Source organism: Mycobacterium pseudokansasii (assembly GCF_900566075.1).
Lineage (GTDB): Bacteria > Actinomycetota > Actinomycetes > Mycobacteriales > Mycobacteriaceae > Mycobacterium > Mycobacterium pseudokansasii.
On record NZ_UPHU01000001.1, the window covers coordinates 4,883,844 to 4,905,898 of the forward strand.

The 22,055-nt window shown below is 66.8% G+C and carries 19 protein-coding genes; 8 read left to right on the forward strand and 11 right to left on the reverse strand.

Annotated elements, in window-relative coordinates; genetic code table 11:
* Window positions 1-120 precede the first annotated feature (120 nt).
* Complete coding sequence (locus EET10_RS21895) at window positions 121-1,515, reverse strand: cystathionine beta-synthase (RefSeq protein ID WP_099187644.1); 1,395 nt, start codon at window positions 1,513-1,515, stop codon at window positions 121-123.
* 44 nt (window positions 1,516-1,559) lie between these two features.
* Complete coding sequence (locus tag EET10_RS21900) at window positions 1,560-2,627, reverse strand: alpha/beta hydrolase (RefSeq protein WP_036401769.1); 1,068 nt, start codon at window positions 2,625-2,627, stop codon at window positions 1,560-1,562.
* Window positions 2,628-2,871: 244 nt separating this feature from the next.
* Between EET10_RS21900 and EET10_RS21905 the strand changes: the two genes are divergently transcribed.
* Both EET10_RS21905 and EET10_RS21910 read left to right on the forward strand, forming a co-directional pair.
* Window positions 2,872-3,843: an SGNH/GDSL hydrolase family protein gene (locus EET10_RS21905; RefSeq protein WP_099187645.1), complete on the forward strand. Its 972-nt coding sequence runs from the start codon at window positions 2,872-2,874 to the stop codon at window positions 3,841-3,843.
* Between the two features lie 756 nt (window positions 3,844-4,599).
* Window positions 4,600-5,817, forward strand: coding sequence for an acetyl-CoA C-acetyltransferase (locus EET10_RS21910; RefSeq protein ID WP_036401774.1), 1,218 nt, complete (start codon window positions 4,600-4,602; stop codon window positions 5,815-5,817).
* Between the two features lie 271 nt (window positions 5,818-6,088).
* Here the strand turns inward: EET10_RS21910 and EET10_RS21915 are convergent, their stop codons facing one another.
* On the reverse strand, window positions 6,089-6,922 hold the full coding sequence (locus EET10_RS21915; RefSeq protein WP_036401776.1) for a Bax inhibitor-1/YccA family protein: 834 nt from the start codon (window positions 6,920-6,922) through the stop codon (window positions 6,089-6,091).
* A gap of 260 nt (window positions 6,923-7,182) precedes the next feature.
* Between EET10_RS21915 and EET10_RS21920 the strand changes: the two genes are divergently transcribed.
* The 3 genes from EET10_RS21920 to EET10_RS21930 are packed head-to-tail and all read left to right on the forward strand — an operon-like array spanning window position 7,183 to window position 10,768.
* A complete protein-coding gene (locus tag EET10_RS21920; RefSeq protein WP_063468000.1) occupies window positions 7,183-8,220 on the forward strand; it encodes an enoyl-CoA hydratase/isomerase family protein in 1,038 nt (345 codons plus the stop codon).
* 11 nt (window positions 8,221-8,231) lie between these two features.
* Window positions 8,232-9,005: an enoyl-CoA hydratase gene (locus tag EET10_RS21925; protein ID WP_036401779.1), complete on the forward strand. Its 774-nt coding sequence runs from the start codon at window positions 8,232-8,234 to the stop codon at window positions 9,003-9,005.
* Window positions 9,002-10,768 (forward strand): alpha/beta hydrolase, encoded by a 1,767-nt coding sequence (locus tag EET10_RS21930; RefSeq protein ID WP_036401781.1) that lies wholly within the window; start codon window positions 9,002-9,004, stop codon window positions 10,766-10,768. The genes EET10_RS21925 and EET10_RS21930 overlap by 4 nt, the downstream gene beginning before the upstream one ends.
* On the opposite strand, the gene EET10_RS21935 is transcribed toward EET10_RS21930, so the two are convergent.
* Complete coding sequence (locus tag EET10_RS21935) at window positions 10,765-11,160, reverse strand: rhodanese-like domain-containing protein (protein WP_036401783.1); 396 nt, start codon at window positions 11,158-11,160, stop codon at window positions 10,765-10,767. The two genes, EET10_RS21930 and EET10_RS21935, sit on opposite strands and share 4 nt — an antisense overlap.
* On the reverse strand, window positions 11,160-11,726 hold the full coding sequence (locus EET10_RS21940) for a cupin domain-containing protein (RefSeq protein WP_081260725.1): 567 nt from the start codon (window positions 11,724-11,726) through the stop codon (window positions 11,160-11,162). Before EET10_RS21940 ends, EET10_RS21935 begins: the two co-directional genes overlap by 1 nt.
* 117 nt (window positions 11,727-11,843) lie before the next feature.
* On the opposite strand from EET10_RS21940, the gene EET10_RS21945 reads away from it, so the two are divergent.
* Window positions 11,844-12,311 carry a lipoprotein LpqV gene (locus tag EET10_RS21945; RefSeq protein ID WP_051490423.1) on the forward strand — a complete coding sequence of 156 codons (468 nt, stop codon included), beginning with the start codon at window positions 11,844-11,846 and terminating at the stop codon, window positions 12,309-12,311.
* Window positions 12,312-12,414: 103 nt separating this feature from the next.
* Window positions 12,415-13,524, forward strand: a complete 1,110-nt coding sequence (locus EET10_RS21950; RefSeq protein ID WP_122502840.1) for a patatin family protein — start codon at window positions 12,415-12,417, stop codon at window positions 13,522-13,524.
* A 1-nt stretch (window position 13,525) separates the two neighbouring features.
* Here EET10_RS21950 and EET10_RS21955 read toward each other — a convergent pair whose 3' ends face one another.
* Together EET10_RS21955 and EET10_RS21960 are read right to left on the reverse strand one after the other, a co-directional pair.
* Window positions 13,526-14,377, reverse strand: a complete 852-nt coding sequence (locus EET10_RS21955) for a patatin-like phospholipase family protein (RefSeq protein ID WP_122447256.1) — start codon at window positions 14,375-14,377, stop codon at window positions 13,526-13,528.
* A gap of 6 nt (window positions 14,378-14,383) precedes the next feature.
* Window positions 14,384-15,238, reverse strand: coding sequence for a class II glutamine amidotransferase (locus EET10_RS21960; RefSeq protein ID WP_122502841.1), 855 nt, complete (start codon window positions 15,236-15,238; stop codon window positions 14,384-14,386).
* A gap of 164 nt (window positions 15,239-15,402) precedes the next feature.
* Between EET10_RS21960 and EET10_RS21965 the strand changes: the two genes are divergently transcribed.
* Window positions 15,403-17,022 (forward strand): amidohydrolase, encoded by a 1,620-nt coding sequence (locus EET10_RS21965; protein ID WP_036401791.1) that lies wholly within the window; start codon window positions 15,403-15,405, stop codon window positions 17,020-17,022.
* 37 nt (window positions 17,023-17,059) lie between these two features.
* Here EET10_RS21965 and EET10_RS21970 read toward each other — a convergent pair whose 3' ends face one another.
* The 4 genes from EET10_RS21970 to EET10_RS21985 all read right to left on the reverse strand — a co-directional run bounded on the left by EET10_RS21970 (window position 17,060) and on the right by EET10_RS21985 (window position 21,726).
* Complete coding sequence (locus tag EET10_RS21970; protein WP_036402207.1) at window positions 17,060-17,533, reverse strand: SRPBCC family protein; 474 nt, start codon at window positions 17,531-17,533, stop codon at window positions 17,060-17,062.
* A 64-nt stretch (window positions 17,534-17,597) separates the two neighbouring features.
* Window positions 17,598-18,656: an NAD(P)H-dependent amine dehydrogenase family protein gene (locus EET10_RS21975; protein ID WP_122502842.1), complete on the reverse strand. Its 1,059-nt coding sequence runs from the start codon at window positions 18,654-18,656 to the stop codon at window positions 17,598-17,600.
* Window positions 18,657-18,764: 108 nt separating this feature from the next.
* A complete protein-coding gene (locus tag EET10_RS21980; RefSeq protein ID WP_099187647.1) occupies window positions 18,765-20,396 on the reverse strand; it encodes a long-chain fatty acid--CoA ligase in 1,632 nt (543 codons plus the stop codon).
* 136 nt (window positions 20,397-20,532) lie between these two features.
* Window positions 20,533-21,726, reverse strand: a complete 1,194-nt coding sequence (locus tag EET10_RS21985; RefSeq protein ID WP_036401796.1) for a YncE family protein — start codon at window positions 21,724-21,726, stop codon at window positions 20,533-20,535.
* Window positions 21,727-22,055 lie beyond the last annotated feature (329 nt).

Consider the following 22,055-nt stretch of genomic DNA (forward strand, 5'->3'; position numbering starts at 1 on the left):
GCAACCTTCCACTCAGGGTTCGCTTGAGGCGGCCTTACAGTACCTGAGGTCGGATGCCGTTGGGAGGCTGGGAGAAAGCCGCCGGCCGCGTTGTGTCGCGTGCCTATCCTCCGCCGTTCCTCAGCGTCGACCCGCCCCTTCGGACAGAAAACCCAGCAGGTCGTAGCGGGTAATCACGCCAACCGGTTTGCCTTCCTCCACCACCATCAACGCGTCGCTGTCCCGCAACGCCTTTTCGGCCACGCTGACCAATTCGCCGGCCCCGATCAGCTTCAGCGGCGGGCTCATGTGTTGTGAGACGGCGTCGGCGAGCTTGGCGCGGCCTTCGAAAACGGCCGACAGCAGTTCGCGTTCGGACACACTGCCGGCAACCTCGCCGGCCATCACCGGCGGCTCGGCGCCGACGACGGGCATCTGCGACACCCCGTACTCGCGAAGAATCCCGATTGCGTCGCGCACCGTCTCGGACGGATGGGTGTGCACCAGATCGGGCAATGCACCGGACTTGCGGCGCAGCACATCACCGACCGTGGCTTCCTCGGCCGACCCGTCCAGACGGCTCCGCAAGAACCCGTACGACGACATCCACGCGTCATTGAAGATCTTCGACATGTAACCGCGACCGCCGTCGGGCAGCAGGACGACGACCAACGCGTCGGGCCCGGCTTTTTCGGCCACTTTCAACGCCGCCACCACCGCCATCCCGCACGACCCACCCACCAGCAGCGCTTCCTCCCGGGCCAACCGCCTGGTCATGTCGAACGAGTCGGAATCCGACACCGCGATGATCTCGTCGGGCACCGACGGGTCGTAGGCCGCCGGCCAGAAGTCCTCGCCGACCCCCTCCACCAGATAGGGGCGGCCGGTGCCGCCCGAATACACCGAGCCCTCGGGGTCGGCGCCGATGATGCGCACCCGGCCTCCGGACACCTCTTTGAGATAGCGGCCCGCGCCGGTGATCGTTCCGCCGGTGCCGATGCCGGCGACGAAATGAGTGACCTTGCCGTCGGTGTCGGCCCAGATTTCCGGCCCGGTGGTGGCGTAGTGGCTGGCCGGGCCTTCGGGGTTGGCGTACTGGTCGGGCTTCCAGGCGCCGTCGATTTCTCTGACCAACCGGTCGGAGACGCCGTAGTAGCTGTCCGGGTCGGCGGGCGGCACCGCCGTCGGGCACACGACTACCTCGGCTCCGTAGGCGCGCAAGACATTTCGCTTGTCCTCGCTGACCTTGTCCGGGCAGACGAACACGCACCGGTACCCGCGGCGCTGAGCCACCAACGCCAGCCCGACCCCGGTGTTGCCGGAGGTGGGCTCGACGATGGTGCCGCCGGGCCTCAGCTGTCCGCTGGCCTCGGCGGCGTCGATCATCTTCACCGCGATCCGATCCTTGGAACTGCCGCCCGGACTGAGATATTCGATCTTTGCCGCCACGGTCGCGGCCCCGCCCGGGACGACCGAGTTCAGGCGGACCAGTGGTGTGCCACCGATGAGGTCACTGATGTGCTGCGCGATCCGCATGCGTTCATGGTCTCAGGCGGTTTGGGCCCGCGTACATCCAGCTGCTAGCCGGTGGCTTCCCGGATGTACTCGCCGATCTGGCGCAGCGAGCGCACCGCCTCGGGCAGCAGCGGCCCGGCGACCTGGAAGTCATGCACCTGGCCGGGCCAGACGCGAAGCTCCGCGGGCACACCGGCCGCCGCCAGCTTGCGCGCGGCCAGCTGTGCGTCGTGCAACAGCACCTCGGATCCGGACACGTGAATCAGGGTTCGCGGCAGGCCCGGCCGGATGTGCTCCAGTGGCTCGTACAGCTCCTCGGGTTTGCCGTCGACAGCGTTGTTGGCAGCGGCGCTAGCAACCAATTGGTCGAGCGCGTCGAAGGCCTTTGCCGGGAACATCGCATCGGTCTTGATGTTCGGATGCGCCTTCTTGTTTTCCTTTGCCAGCTGTAGCAGTGGCGAGATCGCTACCAAAGCTGCCGGCTCCTCGCCCTCGTCCTGCAGACGCTGCGCGAGCGCCAATGCGAGATAGCCGCCGGCGGAGTCGCCGGCCAGCACGATCTGCTCCGGGCCATAACCCAACAGCCGCAACCAGCGGTAGCCGTCGTGACAGTCGTCGAGCGCCATCCCGATCGAGTGCTTGGGCATCAGCCGATAGTTGACGATCAGGACGGGCGAATCAGCAAACTGTGACAGCAACTCGACGAGCCGCCCGTGCGAGTTTGCTCCACAGGTCAGGAACGCGCCGCCGTGCAGATACAGAACCACTCGCCGGGTGCCGTCCGCGGGCAGCACGCCGCGCGCCCGAACCAATTGCGCCGACGCACTAGGCAAGCTCACCGAGGCCCTGACGGTTATCGGTGCCGGAAGCAGCATCTTGGCTGCGTGGTCGATCAGGCCCCACGGCCACGGCACATGCGGAACGTAGCTGCCCACAGTGAGAACCGGCCGGATCGTCAGCCGCGACGCCAGCGTAGCAACTCGCGCAGCAAGACTTGGGCCAGACTCGACGACCTCCACCGGAGCGCCGTCGCTGATGGCAAATCTGCGTGCCTGTAGTCTACGTGCCTTCAGAACGTCCCGTGGGCGAATGGGATGTCTAGGGGAACCGGATACCCTGCTCGGTGCCGTCATGCTCAACACTTCCTACGCCGTTGTAGTCCGATACAGCATGTAACGAATAGATTGACCGTTCGGTTCACGTGCTCCCCCGGAGCGGTCAGCCAACTCGTCCGACTTAGCTTGACAGCCTATTCCCGCGGCACGGTTTGTAGAGTCTGATTCGATATCACAATTGATCCACACCGTGATTCACCCGTTTTGTCAGCTACCCGCGCAAACAGCGAAGCCGACCTAAACTGGTCTCGTGGGCATAAGCGTGCCGCGACGTTCGACTATTGCTTTGGCCACAGCAGGTGCACTTGCCTCGACGGGCACCGCCTATCTGGGTGCACGCAACTTGCTGGTCGGCCAGGCGACACACGTGCGCACGGTCATACCCCGAGCCTGCGACATGCCGCCTCGTGCCGACGGGGTGTACACCCGCGGCGCCGGGCCGGTGCAACGGTGGCGCCGCGGAACACTATTCGACCTGCACCTGATGATGTTCGGCGACTCGACGGCATGCGGGTATGGATGTAGCCGCGCAGAGGAACTCCCAGGCGTGCTGATTGCTCGCAAACTCGCCGAGCAGACCGGCAAGCGGGTCCGGTTGAGCACCAAAGCCATCGTCGGCGCCACCTCGAAAGGTGTCAGCGGTCAAGTCGATGCGATGTTCGTGGCCGGACCGCCGCCGGACGCGGCGGTGATCATCATCGGCGCCAACGACGTCACGTCCCTCAACCGCATCGGCGAGTCTGCCGAGCGGCTGGCCTCATCGGTGCGCAGATTGCGTGCCCGCGGCGCGGCCGTGGTCGTCGGCACCTGTCCTGACTTCGGCGTTATCACGGCCATCCCCCAGCCGCTGCGTTCCCTGGCGCACACGCGTGCCGCGCGGCTGGCCCGCGCCCAGACCATTGCCGTCAAAGCGGCCGGCGGGGTGCCGGTGCCACTGGCGCACCTGCTGGCGCCCCAATTCCGGGCCGCGCCCGAAGGCATGTTCTCCGCCGACCGGTACCACCCGTCGGCGACCGCCTACGCGCTGGCAGCCGACCAGCTGTTGCTGGCCCTGCGCGATGCGCTTCGCGATGTGCCGCGCGAGAAGGTCTCTCGTCCAGGGCTTGAGCTGCCATCTCGAGCCACTGCGCCGGCACGCCGTTGCGAGCCCGCCCGAGGCAACATCGTGTCCCGACTGTGGCGGCGTCCGCTACCGGCCGTGCCCGCAGCTGTCGCCGCGCCGGCCGGGGGGTGACCTCAGCCGGGTTCGGTTTGCCATCCGACTGTGCGTCCGCGGCGTCGAGCGTGCTTTTCGCGGCGCCGAGCGTGCTCTTGCGGCTTCGCAGCGTGCGTCTGTGGCTTCGAACGTGCGTCTACGGCTTCGAGCGTGCGTCTACGGCGCCGAGTGTGCGTCTGTGGCTTCGAACGTGCGTCTGTGGCGCCGAGTGTGCGTCTGTGGCGCCGAGTGTGCACATGCGGCGGCCTGGGCGCCTCTGGCCCGCCGTGTCCGCACAGTCGATGCCGCCATTGCACACCTCGATTCCACGGGCCGCATCGTCGCCAGGCCCAGCCCAATTGCCCGGCTCCTTCTCGCCCCGCTTCGCGGGCCGCATCGTCGCCAGGCCCAGCCCAATTGCCCGGCTCCTTCTCGCCCCGCTTCGCGGGCCGCATCGTCGCCAGGCCCAGCCCAATTGCCCGGCTCCTTCTCGCCCCGCTTCGCGGGCCGCATCGTCGCCAGGCCCAGCCCAATTGCCCGGCTCCTTCTCGCCCCGCTTCGCGGGCCGCATCGTCGCCAGGCCCAGCCCAATTGCCCGGCTCCTTCTCGCCCCGCTTCGCGGGCCGCATCGTCGCCAGGCCCAGCCCAATTGCCCGGCTCCTTCTCGCCCCGCTTCGCGGGCCGCATCGTCGCCAGGCCCAGCCCAATTGCCCGGCTCCTTCTCGCCCCGCTTCGCGGGCCGCATCGTCGCCAGGCTAAATTCGGCTTCGCACAGCCCAATGGAGGGAGTCCGTCATGCCCGAAGCCGTCATCGTCTCAGCGGCCCGCTCACCCATCGGCCGCGCCATGAAAGGCTCACTGGTCAGCATGCGGCCCGACGACCTGGCCGTGCAGATGGTGCGTGCCGCACTGGACAAGGTGCCCGCGCTGAACCCACACCAGATCGACGATCTGATCATGGGCTGTGGTCTGCCAGGCGGTGAGTCGGGCTTCAACATCGCGCGCGTGGTCGCTGTCGCGCTCGGCTATGACTTCTTGCCGGGCACCACGGTCAACCGGTACTGCTCGTCGTCGTTGCAGACCACCCGGATGGCGTTCCACGCGATCAAGGCCGGCGAGGGCGACGCATTCATCTCCGCGGGGGTGGAGACAGTGTCCCGGTTCGGCAAGGGCAATTCCGACTCCTGGCCGGACACCAAGAACCCACTGTTCGACGAGGCGCAGGAACGCTCAGCTGCCGCCGCCGCGGGAGCCGACGACTGGCACGACCCCCGCGCCGACGGCAAGCTGCCCGATGTCTACATCGCGATGGGCCAGACCGCGGAAAACGTCGCAATCCTCACCGGAATTTCCCGCCAAGACCAGGACCACTGGGGTGTGCGCAGCCAGAACCGCGCCGAGGAGGCGATCAAGAGCGGCTTCTTCCAGCGCGAGATCACTCCGGTCACGCTTCCGGACGGCACCACGGTCAGCGCTGACGACGGCCCGCGCGCGGGTACCACCTACGAGAAGGTGAGCGAACTTAAGCCGGTGTTCCGGCCCAACGGCACCGTTACCGCCGGGAACGCCTGCCCACTCAACGACGGCGCCGCCGCGCTGGTGATCACCAGCGACACCAAGGCCAAGGAACTCGGCCTGACACCGTTGGCACGCATCGTGTCCACGGGCGTCAGCGGCTTGTCCCCGGAGATCATGGGCCTCGGCCCGATCGAGGCCTGCAAGAAGGCACTCGAACGAGCCGGCATGTCGATCAACGACATCGACCTGGTCGAGATCAACGAAGCCTTCGCTGTGCAGGTGCTGGGATCGGCCCGCGAGCTGGGCATCGACGAGGACAAGCTGAACGTCTCGGGCGGAGCGATCGCCCTGGGACACCCGTTCGGCATGACCGGCGCACGCATCGCCACCACGCTGCTGAATAACCTGCAGACCCACGACAAGACATTCGGTCTGGAGACGATGTGCGTGGGTGGCGGCCAGGGTATGGCGATGGTGATCGAGCGGCTCAGTTAGCCGGTGGCGAGCAGACGTAAAGGGGCCCGATTTCGAGCGAAATCGGGCCCCTTTACGTCTGCTGCTCGCGGCCGATAGTCGTTACGGCCGGTTGACTGTGCATTGTGGGCGTTCACCGTGAGCCCAGTGTGGCGACGCCGCGCCTGGCGCCGCCACCACCACACACTCGCCACCACCGATGCACACTCGCCACCACCGATGCACACTCAAAGCCACCACCAACAGCGCGACAAAAAGCCGGCACGTAGGTGCCGGCTTTTTGTCGCCCGACCTAGTCGTTCTGCAGATAACTGAGCAGGCGCAGGATCTCTATGTACAGCCAGACCAGCGTCACAGTCAGGCCGAGAGCAATACCCCATGCCGCCTTATCCGGCGCTCCCGCACGGATCATCTGGTCAGCCGCGTCGAAGTCGATCAGGAAGCTGAACGCCGCGATACCGATGCAGACCAGGGAGAAAATGATGCCCAGCGGACCGGGGCTGCGCAGGCCCAACCCCTCGCCGCCGCCAACATGGAACATCGCCAACACGAAGTTGCCGAGCATCAGGAACAGCACGCCGAAGAGTGCAGCGACCACCATCCGGGTGAACTTGGGCGTCACCCGAATGGCCCCGGTCTTGTACACGATGAGCATGCCGAAGAACACGCCAAGAGTGCCCAGGACGGCTTCTCCGATGAGCATTCCGGCATTGGCCGAGCCCACCGAGAAGTTGGCCATTACGAACGAGAAGGCGCCCAGGAACAGGCCTTCGAGTCCGGCGTAGGTGAGCACGATCGCCGGGTTGTCCTGCTTGCGACCAAAGGTGGCCACCAGCACCAGCGCCAACCCGCCGAGCGCGCCGATCAGGGTCAGCGGCATCGCGAGGTTGAGGTTCTGGGCGACCAGGAAGTAGGAGACGACGGCGCTGGCCGTCAGCGTCGCCAAGGTCAGGCCGGTCTTGGTGACGACGTCGTCGATGGTCAGCGGGCGCGCAGCCCGCGTTTCCTGATAGGGAGCAGGATAAGGGTCCGCGTATCCCGGCTGGGCCAGGCCCGGACCGAATTGTGCGTATCCGCCCCTCTGCTTCGGCAGCGAACGAAATACCGGGTTACTTGTCTCCCGCACCGTCGGATCCTCTCTTGTGGCTCCACATATGACTACAGCTTCGGAAGCTTCGGACTACAGCTTCGAGTTGTGCGAACACCTGCTCAACGATCAGTGGCCCGGCCGGGTTCCCAGCGGAGCTGCTGTTTTGTCGTCCGGCTCACGATAAACCTTAGCCCCGCGGGCACCCCGGGGCGAGTCACGATCTAGATTGCTCGTCAAACTCATGGGCAGACTTGGGACGGACACCCGCGATTGGAGACCAGAGCGTGACTGAGGCCGTGACGGGCGAATCCGACGAAGTTCTGACCCGCGTCGACGGTGGCATCGGCTTGATTACGCTCAACCGCCCGAACGCGATCAATTCGCTGAACCAGACGATGGTGGACCTGCTGAGCACCGTGCTCATTCGTTGGGAACGCGACGACGAAGTCCGTGCCGTGGTGGTTTCGGGGGCCGGCGAACGCGGATTGTGCGCGGGCGGCGACGTCGTCGCGGTTTACCACAGCGCCCGCAAGGACGGGGTCGAGGCGCGGCGGTTCTGGCGCGCCGAGTATTTGATGAATGGCCAGATCGGCCGGTTCTCCAAGCCGTACGTCGCACTGATGGACGGCATCGTGATGGGGGGCGGCGTGGGCGTCAGCGCCCACGGCGACACCAGGGTGGTCACCGACACTTCCAAGGTCGCGATGCCCGAGGTCGGCATCGGGTTCATTCCCGACGTGGGCGGGGCGTATCTGCTGTCCCGGGCACCGGGCGCGCTGGGTTTGCACGCCGCACTGACCGGAGCGCCGTTTTCCGGAGCCGACGCCATCGCGATGGGCTTCGCCGACCACTACGTGCCGCACGCCCACCTCGACGCGTTCCGTGCAGCGATCGCCAACGACGGCGTTGCCAGCGCACTTGCCCACTACGTCGTCGAACCTCCATCCAGTGAACTTGCCGCACAACGTGATTGGATCGACGAGTGCTATACCGGCGACACCGTCGCCGAGATCGTTGCCAAGCTGCGCGATCATGGCGCACAACCGGCTAAGGACGCCGCCGAGCTGATCGCCACCCGCTCCCCCATCGCGCTGTCGGTGACGCTGGAGGCAGTACGCCGGGCGGCCGCCATGGAATCGCTGGAAGACGTTCTGGTCCAGGACTATCGGGTGTCGTCGGCGTCGCTGCGCTCCCACGATCTGGTGGAGGGCATCCGCGCGCAACTGGTCGACAAGGACCGCAGACCGAAATGGTCGCCGTCGACACTGGCCGAGATCACAAGGGCCGACGTTGCAGCGTATTTCGAGCCGGTCGATGACGACTTGAGCTTCTAGAAAGGCAATCCATGGGATACCAAACGATCCTGGTCGAGCGCGACGAGCGGGTCGGCACCATCACGCTGAACCGCCCGCAGGCGCTGAATGCGCTCAACAGCCAGGTGATGAACGAAGTCACCAGCGCAGCAATGGAATTGGACAACGATCCCGGCATCGGGGCGATCGTCATCACCGGCTCCGCCAAGGCGTTCGCCGCGGGCGCCGACATCAAGGAAATGGCCGGGTTGACGTTCGCCGACGCATTCGACGCCGATTTCTTCGCCGCCTGGGGCAAACTCGCCGCCGTGCGTACCCCGACGATCGCCGCGGTGGCCGGATACGCCCTGGGCGGCGGCTGCGAGCTGGCCATGATGTGCGACCTGCTGATCGCCGCCGATACCGCCGAGTTCGGCCAACCGGAGATCAAGCTCGGCGTCCTGCCGGGTATGGGTGGCTCGCAGCGGTTGACCCGGGCCATCGGTAAAGCCAAGGCCATGGATCTCATCCTGACCGGACGCACCATCGACGCCGCCGAGGCCGAGCGCAGTGGCCTGGTTTCGCGGGTCGTGCCGGCCGACGACCTGCTGACCGAGGCCAAGGCCGTCGCCACCACCATCTCGCAGCTGTCACGGTCAGCCACCCGGATGGCCAAAGAGGCCGTCAACCGCGCCTTCGAATCGACTCTGGCCGAGGGACTGCTCTACGAACGCCGGCTCTTCCATTCCACGTTTGCCACCGACGATCAGTCGGAAGGAATGGCGGCCTTCATCGAGAAGCGCGCGCCCAACTTCACCCACCGATGAGCGAATCGCGTTCTGCCACAAGCACCGACACCGGCGCCCAGCCGACAGTTGCGGCGACCGATACATCGGCCGCTCCGATCGCGAAAACCCCTGCGCCACAAAGAGTTCGTAAGGCATGGTGGATTCGCCACTACACTTTCACCGGCACCACGCTCGGGCTGATTTTCCTGTGGTTCTCCATGACTCCGTCACTGCTGCCGCGAGGTCCCCTCTACCAGGGTCTGGTCAGCGGCATCTCCGGCGCCATCGGATATGGCTTGGGCGTCTTCATGGTCTGGCTGGTCCGGTACATGCGCTCGCAGAATTCCAGCCCGCCACCGCCCCGGTGGGTGTGGCTGCCGCTGATCGCCGTCGGCGCGGTGGGCATGGTCCTGATGGCGATCTGGTTCCACGTGTGGCAGGACGACGTGCGCGACCTGATGGGTGTCGAACACCTGAAGTGGTACGACTACCCATTGGCCGCGGTCGTATCGCTGATCGCGTTGTTCACCCTTGTCGAGATCGGCCAGTTCATTCGGCGGCTGGTCGGTTTCCTGGTGGGGCAAGTCGACCGGATCGCTCCGTTCCGGGTGTCGGCGACCATCGTGGTGGTCCTGCTGGTGGCGCTGACGATCACGCTGCTCAACGGTGTCGTGCTCAAGTTCGCGATGCACTCCATGAACAGCACCTTTGCCTCCGTCAACCAGGAGATGAACCCCAACACGGCGCCGCCGAAGACGTCGCTGCGATCGGGCGGCCCGCAGTCGCTGGTGTCGTGGGACTCGCTGGGTCGCCAGGGCCGCATCTTCGTCGAGGCCGGTCCCACCGTCGCCGAACTGACCAAGTTCAACGGAACCCCGGCGACCGAGCCGATCCGGGCCTATGCCGGCTTGGACTCGGCGAACGGAATCACGGAAACGGCCGAGTTGGCGGCGCGCGAATTGCAGCGCACCGGCGGTCTGCAACGCGCTGTCGTCGCCGTCGCCACCACCACCGGCACCGGCTGGATCAACGAGGCCGAAGCAGACGCGCTGGAGTACCTCTACAACGGCAACACCGCGATCGTCAGCACGCAGTACTCGTACCTGCCGAGCTGGCTGTCGTTCCTGGTGGACAAGGAGAATGCCCGCCATGCCGGGCAGGCGCTGTTCGAGGCGGTCGACAAGTTGATCCGGCAGATGCCGGAATTCAAGCGCCCCAAGTTGGTGGTGTTCGGAGAGAGCCTCGGATCCTTCGGCGGCGAGGCGCCGTTCATGAGTCTCAACAACGTCCTTGCCCGCACTGACGGTGCCTTGTTCAGCGGCCCGACCTTCAACAACTCCATTTGGAACGATCTGACCAGGACTCGCGATCCCGGTTCACCGGAGTGGCTGCCGATTTATCACCGCGGCGCCAACGTGCGGTTCGTCGCGCGCCCGAGTGATCTGCAACGCCCGGACGAGCCCTGGGCACGCCCGCGCGTGGTCTATCTGCAGCACGCCTCGGATCCGATCGCGTGGTGGACGCCCGACCTGTTGTTCAAGAAACCCGACTGGCTGCACGAGCCGCGCGGTTACGACGTGCTGCCGCAGACCCGCTGGATCCCGGTGGTGACGTTCCTGCAGGTCACGGCCGACATGGCGGTGGCAGTGGAGGTGCCGCCCGGGCACGGGCACCACTACGTCGCCGATGCGGCCGACGCCTGGGCCGCGATACTGTCACCGCCCGGCTGGACCCAGCAGATGACCGAGCGACTGCGGCCGATATTGCACTCCGACGCCAAGCCGCTCGGCTCGTCGGGCTAACACCTGCCCAGCGGCTCGAGCTCGGCCAGCAGGACGGCGGCCTGCAGCGCGTGGTAGCCGCCGATGACGTCGGTGGCGCGGTGCAGCCCGAGGTCCAGCAGCACCGCCGCCGCCAGGCTGGAGGTGTAGCCCTCCGAGCACAGGATCACCCATTCGACGTCGTCGTCGACGGCCTGCGGCAGGCGGGCGTCGCTGGTCGGGTCACACCGCCATTCCAGGACGTTGCGTTCGATCACCAACGCGCCGGGCACCTCGCCCTCGCGGGCGCGCTGGGCCTGCGGCCGGATGTCGACGAGCACCGCGCCGCGTCGCAACGCTTCGGGAACCTCGTCGGCCGGCAGGCGGCGATACCGGCTGCGGGCGGCGTCCAAGATTCGATCGATGCGGCTCATCACGACTTTTCGGGTTGGTCGGTCAACTCGGTGCGCCGGCGGCGCAGCGTATTGCGTTCGGTGACTTCGTAATACGACATCGCCGTCAGCGGCGGCGAATACGCGTGCACGCTCAGCGTCGGCAGTATGGGACTCGAAAGTGGCTCGACGACCGGGGCCTTGCGCGGCGCCCACACCACGTCGTGCACCCAGCCCAGCGGGAACCCGGCCTGATCGCCCGCATCAAGCCGGCGGCGTCGCAACCGCCGGCCGTCCCACCGGTATTCGTTGAGCGACCCGGACAGCACCGTCAGCGCCCCGATCGAACCGCCATGGTCGTGCAATTCGGTGGCGTGCCCGAAGACCCAGCTGATCAGCCAGATATCCAGGTCGTCGTCTCCGTGAACGCGGGCAAACCAGCGTTCCGTCTCGGGCAGGCCGCCCGGGGGCAGAAGGTGGTCGTAGCGCCCGCTGAGCACGTCGTCGGCGACGTGGTCGGTGGCGTGCAACAGGTCGGGCACCCGCAGCCGCGTGGGCCCGGCGAACGGGGATGCAACGGCAGGTGAGGTGAGAAGAGGCATAGCCATGCAAGGGACTCCAGGGTGCGAAAGCGGATCGGGTTATCGGCGGCAGGTCAGGGCCGACAACACTCGAAAAGTCCGACGCACTTCATCACGGCAGCCAGTGTTGCATAAATTGGCACCATGCGCGGATCGCAACCTCGGAGCCTGGCGCTCGCCTTGCTGTGGGGGCCGCTGGTTGTCGCGGCGAGCGCGTCGGTCGTCACCGGCTGCTCGCAAACCGGCGCCGGCGGTAGGGCGGCGTCTTCTTCGTCATCTCTGGCCAAGTCGTCGGCGCTGCCACCAACCGCGCCGAGTTCGCTGCCGTCGGGTGTTGTCGGGGTCTCACCCACCGGCGTGACGACCCGGGTCGACGTGCCCGCCGAGTCGACCGAGGAGGAATACTTCCAGGCCTGCCATGCCGCCAAGGTGTGGATGCAGACCCAGCCCGTCACCGGCGAGGCATTGATCGAGCCATATCTTGCGATGGTGCAGGCCTCGCGATCCGGTGTTGCCGGCAGCTGGAATACCCGCTGGGCGGAACTGAGCCCGGCGCGTCAGGCGGCGGTGATCGTGGCGGCGGTCGCGGCCGCCAACAACGAATGCGGATAGTCATCGGCCGGGCGGTTCCAGCCGATCGCGCAATTGCGATCACGGCTGCAAGAAACTGCCGACCGGTTGCCCGGGAACCATGACGGCCACGCAGAATGAAGGGATGACCGGGCCAGCAGCCGTGCGAGTGCGCGGATCATCTCCGCGTCGGGTCGCGTTGGCGCTCGGCAGCGGCGGTGCCCGTGGTTACGCCCACATTGGGGTGATCCAGACGCTGCGAGAGCGGGGCTACGACATCGTCGGGATCGCCGGGTCCTCGATGGGGGCACTGGTCGGCGGTCTGCACGCGGCCGGGCGGCTGGAGGAGTTCACCGACTGGGCGAAGTCGCTGACGCAACGCACCATTTTGCGACTGCTGGACCCGTCCATTTCCGCGGCCGGGGTGCTGCGGGCCGAGAAGATCCTGGATGCAGTCCGCGACATCCTCGGTCCTGTCACCATCGAACAACTGCCGATCCCCTATACGGCGGTAGCGACGGACCTGTTGGCGGGCAAGTCGGTATGGTTTCAGCGCGGGCCTCTCGACGAGGCCATCCGAGCGTCGATCGCGATACCAGGGGTCATCGCCCCGCACGAACTCGACGGACGCCTGCTCGCCGACGGCGGCATCCTGGATCCGCTGCCGATTGCGCCGATCGCCGCGGTCAATGCCGATCTGACCATCGCGGTCAGCCTCAACGGCAGCGAAGCCGGACTACCGCGCGGCTCCGAACCCGGGGTCACCGCCGAATGGTTGAACCGCGTGGTCCGCAGCACCTCGGCGATCTTCGACGCCACCGCCGCGCGGGCCTTGCTTGATCGGCCGACGGCGCGGGCGGTCCTGAGCCGGTTCGGGGCGGGTTCCCAGGAATCGGATTCCTTTTCCGATGATGCGGAGTTGGAACAGCGCGCGGCCGACCGCGACAATGCCGAATATGCCGACAATGCCGACAATGCCGACAATGCCGACGATCAGGCACCCGAACTCCCCAGGATGGGCAGCTTCGAGGTGATGAATCGAACCATCGACATCGCCCAGTCCGCGCTGGCCCGCCACACTCTGGCGGCCTATCCCGCCGACCTGCTGATCGAGGTGCCCCGTGCGACCTGCCGAAGTCTGGAATTCCACCGGGCCGTCGAAGTGATCGCCACCGGTCGGGCCCTGGCCGCGCGTGCCCTGGATGCCCTCGAAGCCGACGACGAGCAGCTGGCCCCTCCCGCAATAGAAGGCTGAATCAGACGCCCAGGAAGCCGGCGACGGCCGCCGCTTCCCGACGGCCCTGTTCTCGCCCCGCAATGGCTGAAGCAGCCCGGCAGCGCGGATCCAGCGGGTTGGGACCGAACGCCGTCAGCGACTCGTCGTCGGCGAACACGGCGAATGTGCTGCCCGGGAATGCCGCGATCTCGTTGGCCGGTCCCGGGCCGAACGGGGACGGTGTGTCCTTGCCGGACGGCACCAAGACCACCGCCACCGCACAGTCGTCGGCAACGCCGAGGTTGACCGAGCTGGCCACGCCGCCGTCCATGTACCGGCGGCCCCCGATCGTCACCGGTGGCCAGGCTCCCGGCACCGCACAGCTGGCGGCCACCGCATCGACGAGGTCCACACCCGAGTGGCGGTCGAAGACCACCAATTCGCCTGTGGCGATGTCGATCGCGGTGATCCGCAGATCTCGGTCCGGCCACTCGTGCACCGGCAGCCGCTCGGCGATCACCGCCCGGCGAACCGGCTCGGCAACGGTGTGCGTCGCCAGCGCCACGGCCCCGATCCGCTGCACTGGCCCGCGCTCCCCCGGCTCTCGCAGGGCCTGCAGGAACAGCTCGGTGATGGCATCGATGTCGACGCCGGGGTCGATCTCAGCCGATGTCTCGGCGAGCTGCAGATCGAACAAGTCTTCCAGGAGCCGACCGCCGCTGATCTGCGCCGCCACCGCCGATCCGGCCGATGTCCCCACCAGCAGGTCCGAATCCAGCAACAGCCGGGCCGCCGCCGGCGACTGCTCGGCCACGCCGCGGAGAACACCTGTCTGCCAAGCGATTCCGGCCAGGCCGCCGCCGGCCAGCACGAGCGCCCGCCTGCTTGCCACGTCGATCTACTCTGCCATCACCGACGAACCCAGATCCGCCCGCCGCAGCAGGTGACCGGGCGGATCTGCCAGCACCACACCGCCGGTCATGTGCAGCCCGGCGTCGACATGGACCAGCTCGCCCGGTTCGAGCAACGACCAACGCGGGTCCTCGTCCATCGGCTCGGTGGCGAACACCACCGACGGCCGGGTGCACAGGTGCGACGACCACGCGCGAATTCGGTTGCTGCGCAGGTGAAATTCCGGACCGCATGCCGACAGGTCGCGCCGGTCCAGCACATAGAGCTCATGAGAGTCCGGATAACGCAGCGCCCACATGTCGGTGGCGGTGCTGAGCAGCACGTTGACGGCGTAAATCGGCACGTTCGCGGCCAACCATCGCAGGGCGTCGACCAGGCCGGCTGACGGGTCGCCGCCGTGAGCGCGGATCGTGGCGGTGATCAACGCGAACACCCGCTCGGAATCGGTCTGGCCCAACACCAGATCCGCTGCGCCGAGTTCGCGGAGTCGTCCGTCGATGACGTCCAGGCCCTCGACCACACCGTTGTGTGCGAACATTCGCCCGTCCTGCAAGAACGGGTGGGTGTTGCGGACGTCGAGCGACCCGGTTGTCGCGTAACGCACGTGAGCGACGAACGTCGTGCCGGTCAGCTCGCGGGCCTCGGTCGCGAATGCGGTGTCATGCCAGGCTGCCATCGGCTCTTTGTGCAACTGCGGCCGGCCGTGTTCGTCGAACACTCCCACTCCGGTGCCGTCGGGGTTTCTGCGGCTTTGCCGGGCCAGGCTATCGGGGGCGTCCAGCAGCCAAAAGGTGGCGGTGACAACGTCATTCCCGGCATGCAGGCCAAAGAGTCGGCACATGGCCTCGACGTTACCCAACCTCGCGGCGCCGGCATTGCCGGCCATGAACGCAGCCCGGCTGTACATCAGCAAAGACATGACTGCGGTGCTCCGGTGTGGTCAAATACGGGCTAGCGCTCGGTGGCGTCCCGGTTGCCGGCGGCAGATCAGGCGGGAGGCCACCCATGGCAGCTGCTGACCTCGTGATCCGCGGTGTGGTGTTGACCGTCGACGACGCCCGACCTACCGCCGAAGCCCTTGCCGTCAAAGACGGCCGGATCGTCGCGGTGGGCAACTGGTCGGACGTCGAGGGCTGGGTCGGCTCCGATACGCCGGTCGTCGACACCGGATCGGGCTGTGTCATGCCGGGCCTGGTGGAGGCGCACGGGCACCCGCTGCTGGAGTCGATGGTGCTGTCGGACCGGATGGTCGACATCCGCCCGGTCACGGTCCGCAACGCGGACAACGTGGTCGGCGCGATTCGGCAGGAGGTGTCCGCGCGAGGTGCGACGGGCGCCTACCTGTTCGGCTGGGATCCGCTGCTGCAACCAGGTCTCCCGGAGCCGACCCTGCACTGGCTCGACGGCCTGGCCGCAGACACCCCGCTGGTCATCTTTCACAACTCCTGTCATAAGGCCTACTTCAACTCGACTGCCGCCAGGCAGGCCGGGATCACCCGCGATACGCCAAACCCTAAGGGCGCCAACTACGGTCGCGACGCCAACGGCGACCTCGACGGCACCGCCGAGGAAACCGCCGCGTTGCTGCCGCTGGTCGCCGGAGCGATCAACCCGGCCGACTATCCGGGCATGCTGCGCGCCGAGTGCGCCCGGCTGAATCAGGTGGGCCTGACGACCTGCTCGGAGATGGCGTTCGAGCCCACTTTCCGCCCGGTGCTTGCCAAGGTTCATGAGGCGGGCGAGCTGACCGTCCGGCTGCGCACCTACGAGATCTCCAACGCGGCGCTGAGCACCGACATGACCCCCGCCAACGGCGACGACATGGTGCGCCAGGTGGGCATCAAGATCTGGGTCGACGGCTCGCCGTGGCTGGGCAATATCGACTTGTCGGCCCCCTATCTCGACACTGGTGCCAGCCGCGCCATGGGCATCGCGCCGGGTTCCTGCGGCCACGCCAACTACAGCCGCGAACAGTTGACCGAGATCGTCGACGCCTACTTCCCGCACGGCTGGCCGATGGCGTGCCACGTCATGGGTGACGCCGGAATCGACACCATTCTCGACGTCTACGAGGAAGCACTACGCAAGCACCCGCGAACCGATCACCGGCTACGGCTCGAACACGTCCCGCTGATGCGCCCGGACCAGCTGCGGCGCGCCGCGGCGCTGGGCGTCACCGCCAGCCTGTTCGTCGACCAGATCCACTATTGGGGCGACATCCTGGTCGACGGCCTTTTCGGGCCCGAGCGCGGGGCGCAGTGGGCGCCGGCGGGTTCGGCCGTCGCCGCCGGAATGCGGATCTCACTGCACAATGATCCGCCGGTCACCCCCGAAGAACCGCTGCGCAACATCAGCGTCGCGGCCACCCGTACCGCGCCCAGCGGGCGGGTACTGGCGCCCGAGGAGCGGTTGACGGTCGACCAGGCGATCCGTGCGCAGACGCTGGACGCGGCGTGGCAGTTGTTCGCCGACGACGTGATCGGCTCGCTGGAGGTCGGCAAGTACGCCGACATGGTCGTGTTGTCGCAAGACCCGCGGACGGTCGCCCCCGAGGAGATCGCCGATCTCGAGGTACGCGCGACGTTTCTCGCCGGCCGGCAGGTGTACGGCCCGACTCTGGGCTGAGGCCGTCGACGGGTTCGCGAGCGCCGCGCGCCGCCGTTCAGCCCACCAGTTGGTCGGCGAGTTTCTCCAGCACGATGCGGGCGTAGCCCTTCCACATCCTGCCGAACAGCGGCAGCAGCGGTGCGCTCACGCCCGATTTGGGGTGCAGGGTCCACTGCCAGGCGACCCGGGTTCCCGTCCCCGCCGGCGCGAAGCTCCACTGGCCTTCCACCAGGCTGACCAGCGGCGCCAACGGACCCTTGATGTCGGTGAGCGTGTAGCTGAACGATCGCGGCGGGTCAACGTTGGTCAGCGTCTCGCGCACCAGGCCGCCGCCGACCATGGCGATGACACGGGTTTGGCCCGCCGCATCCCAATCGCCGGTTTGGTCCCGGACCTCCTTGATCGGCGGGATCACCCCATACCACTGAGAACAGATCACCGGCAGCGCTATCGGCAGCGTTCGACTGAAGGCGTCCTCGACGGTGACCGGTATTGCCCGCGATTGCTCGACTACGACAGAGCGTGTCAGTTGCCCATCCCCTTTATCTCGAGGTCGATTTGCGGACAACTCTAACCGCGATATCGGCCGGTGGTCACCGCGACAGCTCCGGTGCGGCCCGGGCGCTGATCAACGGCAGATCGAAGAAACTTTGGATGCCCGCCGGGGCGGCGCAGGTCGCAGGGATCGCGTTGACGCAGTGCGCCGCAGTGGCGACGATGCCCGGGTTGCTCCGCAGCCCGGCCGCCACGCTCTCCGGCTGCCACCCCTTGACGGTGACGAAGGTGTCGGGATTACCGCGCACCTCGATCTCGTAACGCTCCCCTGCCGGTCCGAAAGACCATGGCGGATCAAGGTTTTCGGACCCCATCAGCCAGTTGACGGTGATCTCGACCACCACTTCGTCCCCGACGAGCGCTTCCCAGTGAAACCGGCGCCCGGCAACCTGGCCCGGTTCGATGATCCCAATCGGCGAGTCTATCGGCGCGGTCGCAACGGCGACTTCCTGCGATGTGCGGATCTTGGGATCGGCGGCAAAGCCCAGACGGTCGACGCACAGCCGGACCGACTGCATGAACCCGCCGTCGAGCAGTTTCTGCATCGGCCCGGTCAGCGCGCTGTCCGGGGTGCCGCCGAAGCCCATCACATAGCGCAGCACATCGGGGGCACCGTAGCTTCGCAGGTCCGAAAACTCCTCGGAGCGAACAAAAGTCACGCCGGTCGACATCACCGACAGCAGCAACGGAAACAGTTCGGTGGCCGCTCCGGGCCCGATACCGGCTCCATGCAGGGTCGCATTGCCGGCCTGCGCGGCCACCTCGAGCGGCGCAGCTTCCTTCTCGCTCGGGTAGAACCACCCGACCGGAGTGACGACATTCTTGCCCGAGCGCAGCAACGCCGCGACCTCGTCGACGCTGGGCAGCAACGGCGCGTAGACCACTGCGTCGGCGTCGAGGGCCAAGATGTCATCGACGCTGTTGGTGGCGACGACTCCCAGCGGTGCGGTGCCGATGATCTCACCGACGTCTTTGCCCTTCTTGGCCTCGGAATGCACCCAGCAGCCGGCCAATTCGAGCTCTGGATGCTCGAGCACACCCTTGATCGCGGCGACCCCCACCGACCCGGTTGCCCATTGAACGACCCGCAAACTCATGTCCTCGAACTCACCTTCCTCGCGAGCAGACACACAATCGCACGTTTTGCCGCGTGGCCATGCGATTCTATGACTGCTCGCGCACAGCGGATGGCGCCCCCGCGGCGCTCAGTCATGCACCTCCACAACGTCATAGACACCGTCGCCGTAGCGGGAGCGGATGGTCTTCTTGTCGTATTTGCCCACGCTGGTGCGGGGAATCTCGTCGGCGAAAGCCCATCGCTCAGGCAACCACCACCGAGCTACCTTGTCCGCCAAGAACTTCCGCAGATCCCCGGCACTCACCTCGACCCCTTCACGGGTGACGACCACCGCCAGCGGCCGCTCCTGCCAGCGTTCGTCGGGCACGCCCACCACCGCAGCCTCGACCACCTCGGGATGCGCGATCAGACAGTTCTCCAGCTCGACCGACGAAATCCACTCGCCGCCGGACTTGATGACGTCCTTGGCCCGGTCGGTGAGCGTGATGAAGCCCTGCTCGTCGATGCGGCCGACATCGCCGGTGCGCAGCCACCCGGAGTCGAACTTCGACTCGTCATATCCCAGGTAATACGACCCGGTGATCCACGGACCGCGAACTTCCACTTCGCCGACGGCTTTGCCGTCGTTGGGTAGCACCTGGCCGTTGTCGTCGACGATCCTGGCCTCCACCCCGCACACCGGCTGGCCCTGCGTCGAGCGGATGGCCCAGTGCCGGTCCGGCGGGGTTCCCGGCGGCGGCCACGCCATGGTGGCCATCGGCGAGGTCTCCGTCATGCCCCACAGCTGCCGGATCTGGACGCCGTGCTTTTCTTCAAACGTGCGCATCAGCGATTCCGGAACCGCCGAGCCGCCGCACGCCACCAATCGCAGCGAGGACACGTCGTGGCCGGGGTCCTTCTCCAGGTGATGCATGACGTCATTCCAGATGGTCGGCACCGCGCCGGCCAAGGTGGGTCGCAGGTTCTCGATCATGTGGATGAGCGACGGGGCGTCGAGATGCCGGTCGGGGAGCACCAAGTCGGCACCGGCCATCAATGCCGCATACGGCAGCCCCCAGGCGTTGGCGTGAAACATCGGCACGATGGGCAGCACCCGATCGCTCGAGCCGACCCCGATGCCGTTGGTGGTGCACGTCGCCATGGAGTGCAGAAAGCTCGAACGATGGCTGTAGACAACGCCTTTGGGATTGCCGGTGGTGCCGCTGGTGTAGCACATCGCGGCCGCGGAGTACTCGTCGAGCTGCGGCCAGTCGAATTCGGCCGACTCGCCGTCGATCACCTCGGCGTAGCGCAGCACGGTCTTGCCGGATTCTTGTAACGGCGCGGTGTCGCCGTCCCCGACGGCGATCACCGTGTGCACGGTGTCAAGTTTGGACAGCACCGGGGCCAGCAGCCTGGCCAGGGAGAGGTCGACCAGGATGACCCGGTCTTCGGCCTCGTTGGCCACGTAGACGATCTGCTCGGCGAACAGCCGGATGTTCAGCGTGTGCAGCACCGCGCCCATCGACGGCACGGCGAGGTAGGCCACCAGATGTTCGGCGTTGTTCCACATGAAGGTGGCCACCCGCTGGTCCCCGGTGATCCCGAGGCGGCGCAATCCGTTTGCCAGCTGGGCAGCGCGCTGCCCCACATCGCGGTAGCTGCTGTGCCGATACCCGTCGCCGGTGGCCGTCACGACCTCGCGTAGGCCGTGGACACCGCAGCCGTGCCGCATGATCGCCGTGATGGTCAACGGGAATTCCTGCATCGTGCTGTACATCGATGTACCGCCTTACGGGTCTCGGCGCAGCACCGCCTCATGTCTGGTCGGGCGAATGCTATCGCCGCGGCAGGTCATGAGCTACGGGTTCCCCTTAGAACCGCGTTCAATGCCAGGCCGATCCCGGCCACGGCCGTCAGGCCAGCGCCGCCTCGTACTGCAGCAACTCCGGCATGATCCACTCCGTCGAGGTCTCGAGCGCGCGGGCGTCGTCGATGCCCGGGATGGTCGCGGCGACCGGCACCATCGTGATCGTGCCGGTGTAGTCGGCGATGTACAGATGGCCACCGTCCCGGCTCTCGATGACGCACGACGGTTGCGCGACGCGGACGGTGCCGGCGATGTCCTGGGTGAGCGTGTTCAGCACCGTGACCCGGTCCTCGCTCACCAGGTAGGCCCGATCACCGTCACCACTGAGGGTCAGGCGGGTGACCAAACCACCGATCTGGTCGATCTTGCGGGTAGCGGTGACCGTGCGGGCACGGCTGTCGACGACGTCGACCACGGCGCCGAAGTCAGCGCCGCAACTGGCGACGTAGACGGTGGCGCCGTCGGGGCTCACCGCGACATCGCGAACCGCCGAACCGATGTCGACGGTGCCGACGACGCGCAGTTGCGGCTTACCGTGCTGGTCGCTGTGGGGGCTCTTGGGGTTCTTGCGGCGCCAGCGCGAGCGGCCGGTGGCGCCCCGATCCGCGTCAGGCTCTGCGCGGGTCGCGACGACGACCAGCTGGCCGCCGGACGGACCGTTGATGCCGACGTAGAGCCGGCTCCCGTCGGCGCTGATCCGCACGCACTGGGCGGTGGTGCCCGGGGCGGCCGCGAGGTCGACGGCCTCGATGCCGCCCGTGGCGGTGTCCAGGACAGCGACGTCGGCGCTGCGGGCGCCGTTCCGGCTGGCGTAGACGTGGTTGCCGCGGGGGTCGGCGGTGAGGTCGCTGACGCTGAGCGTCAGCGGGTGGGTGGCGGCAAGGGTGTTGGTGGACGCGTCGATGACGCCGATCGAGTCGTAGGCCGGCGACACGACGCTGACGTATGCCCGCTCGGCCGGCGCGCTGCCGGTCGCGATGGCGAACGGCTCGTTGACGCCGGCGATGGTCTCCACCACCCGGCACCTGTCGGTGTCGATGACCGACACGCTGTGGTCGCTGTAATTGGTCACCAGCAGCCGGCTGCCGTCGAGGCTCATGGCCATGCCGGCGATGGGACCGTTGTTCACGCGGATCTCCACAGCGGCCGGCGAATCGGGTGTGGCGCCGGACCCGAAAAGCTGGACCTGTGCGCCGTCCCGCTCATCCCAGCTGGTGTTTTGGCCGTTCACATCGCTCACGTTGGCACCGCCTTTGCTGTGTTGCGCGGGCTTCGGACATCGCGACTGCTCTGTGCGACCTGACCGCCCGGGACCACCCGGATTTCAGCACCAAAAAGCGCTGATTGACCGCGTTCGCAAGAGTCTAGCCGTTGAATTATCGACGAAAAGATTTCGATTTCGGCATTGTTACCCAGGTCACTCCGCAGCCTCAGGCTAAACTCAGACTGCAGTAATCGGGTATTCGGTAAGGCGCCCTAGAGCAAACTTATATTGCCATGTTATCAGCGATTTCAAACGTTACGGCTAACTTGTTGCAAAGCAATTACGCAGTCGTTAGATAAGAAATT

Bases quoted from the DNA above. Each gene is read 5' to 3' on its own strand.
- EET10_RS21895 (WP_099187644.1), bottom strand. From the start codon at position 1,515: ATGCGGATCGCGCAGCACATCAGTGACCTCATCGGTGGCACACCACTG.
- EET10_RS21930 (WP_036401781.1), top strand. From the start codon at position 9,002: ATGAGCGAATCGCGTTCTGCCACAAGCACCGACACCGGCGCCCAGCCG.
- EET10_RS21935 (WP_036401783.1), bottom strand. From the start codon at position 11,160: ATGAGCCGCATCGATCGAATCTTGGACGCCGCCCGCAGCCGGTATCGC.
- EET10_RS21950 (WP_122502840.1), top strand. From the start codon at position 12,415: ATGACCGGGCCAGCAGCCGTGCGAGTGCGCGGATCATCTCCGCGTCGG.
- EET10_RS21965 (WP_036401791.1), top strand. From the start codon at position 15,403: ATGGCAGCTGCTGACCTCGTGATCCGCGGTGTGGTGTTGACCGTCGAC.
- EET10_RS21940 (WP_081260725.1), bottom strand. From the start codon at position 11,726: ATGGCTATGCCTCTTCTCACCTCACCTGCCGTTGCATCCCCGTTCGCC.
- EET10_RS21960 (WP_122502841.1), bottom strand. From the start codon at position 15,238: ATGTGCCGACTCTTTGGCCTGCATGCCGGGAATGACGTTGTCACCGCC.
- EET10_RS21925 (WP_036401779.1), top strand. From the start codon at position 8,232: ATGGGATACCAAACGATCCTGGTCGAGCGCGACGAGCGGGTCGGCACC.
- EET10_RS21910 (WP_036401774.1), top strand. From the start codon at position 4,600: ATGCCCGAAGCCGTCATCGTCTCAGCGGCCCGCTCACCCATCGGCCGC.
- EET10_RS21900 (WP_036401769.1), bottom strand. From the start codon at position 2,627: ATGACGGCACCGAGCAGGGTATCCGGTTCCCCTAGACATCCCATTCGC.
- EET10_RS21945 (WP_051490423.1), top strand. From the start codon at position 11,844: ATGCGCGGATCGCAACCTCGGAGCCTGGCGCTCGCCTTGCTGTGGGGG.
- EET10_RS21980 (WP_099187647.1), bottom strand. From the start codon at position 20,396: ATGTACAGCACGATGCAGGAATTCCCGTTGACCATCACGGCGATCATG.
- EET10_RS21975 (WP_122502842.1), bottom strand. From the start codon at position 18,656: ATGAGTTTGCGGGTCGTTCAATGGGCAACCGGGTCGGTGGGGGTCGCC.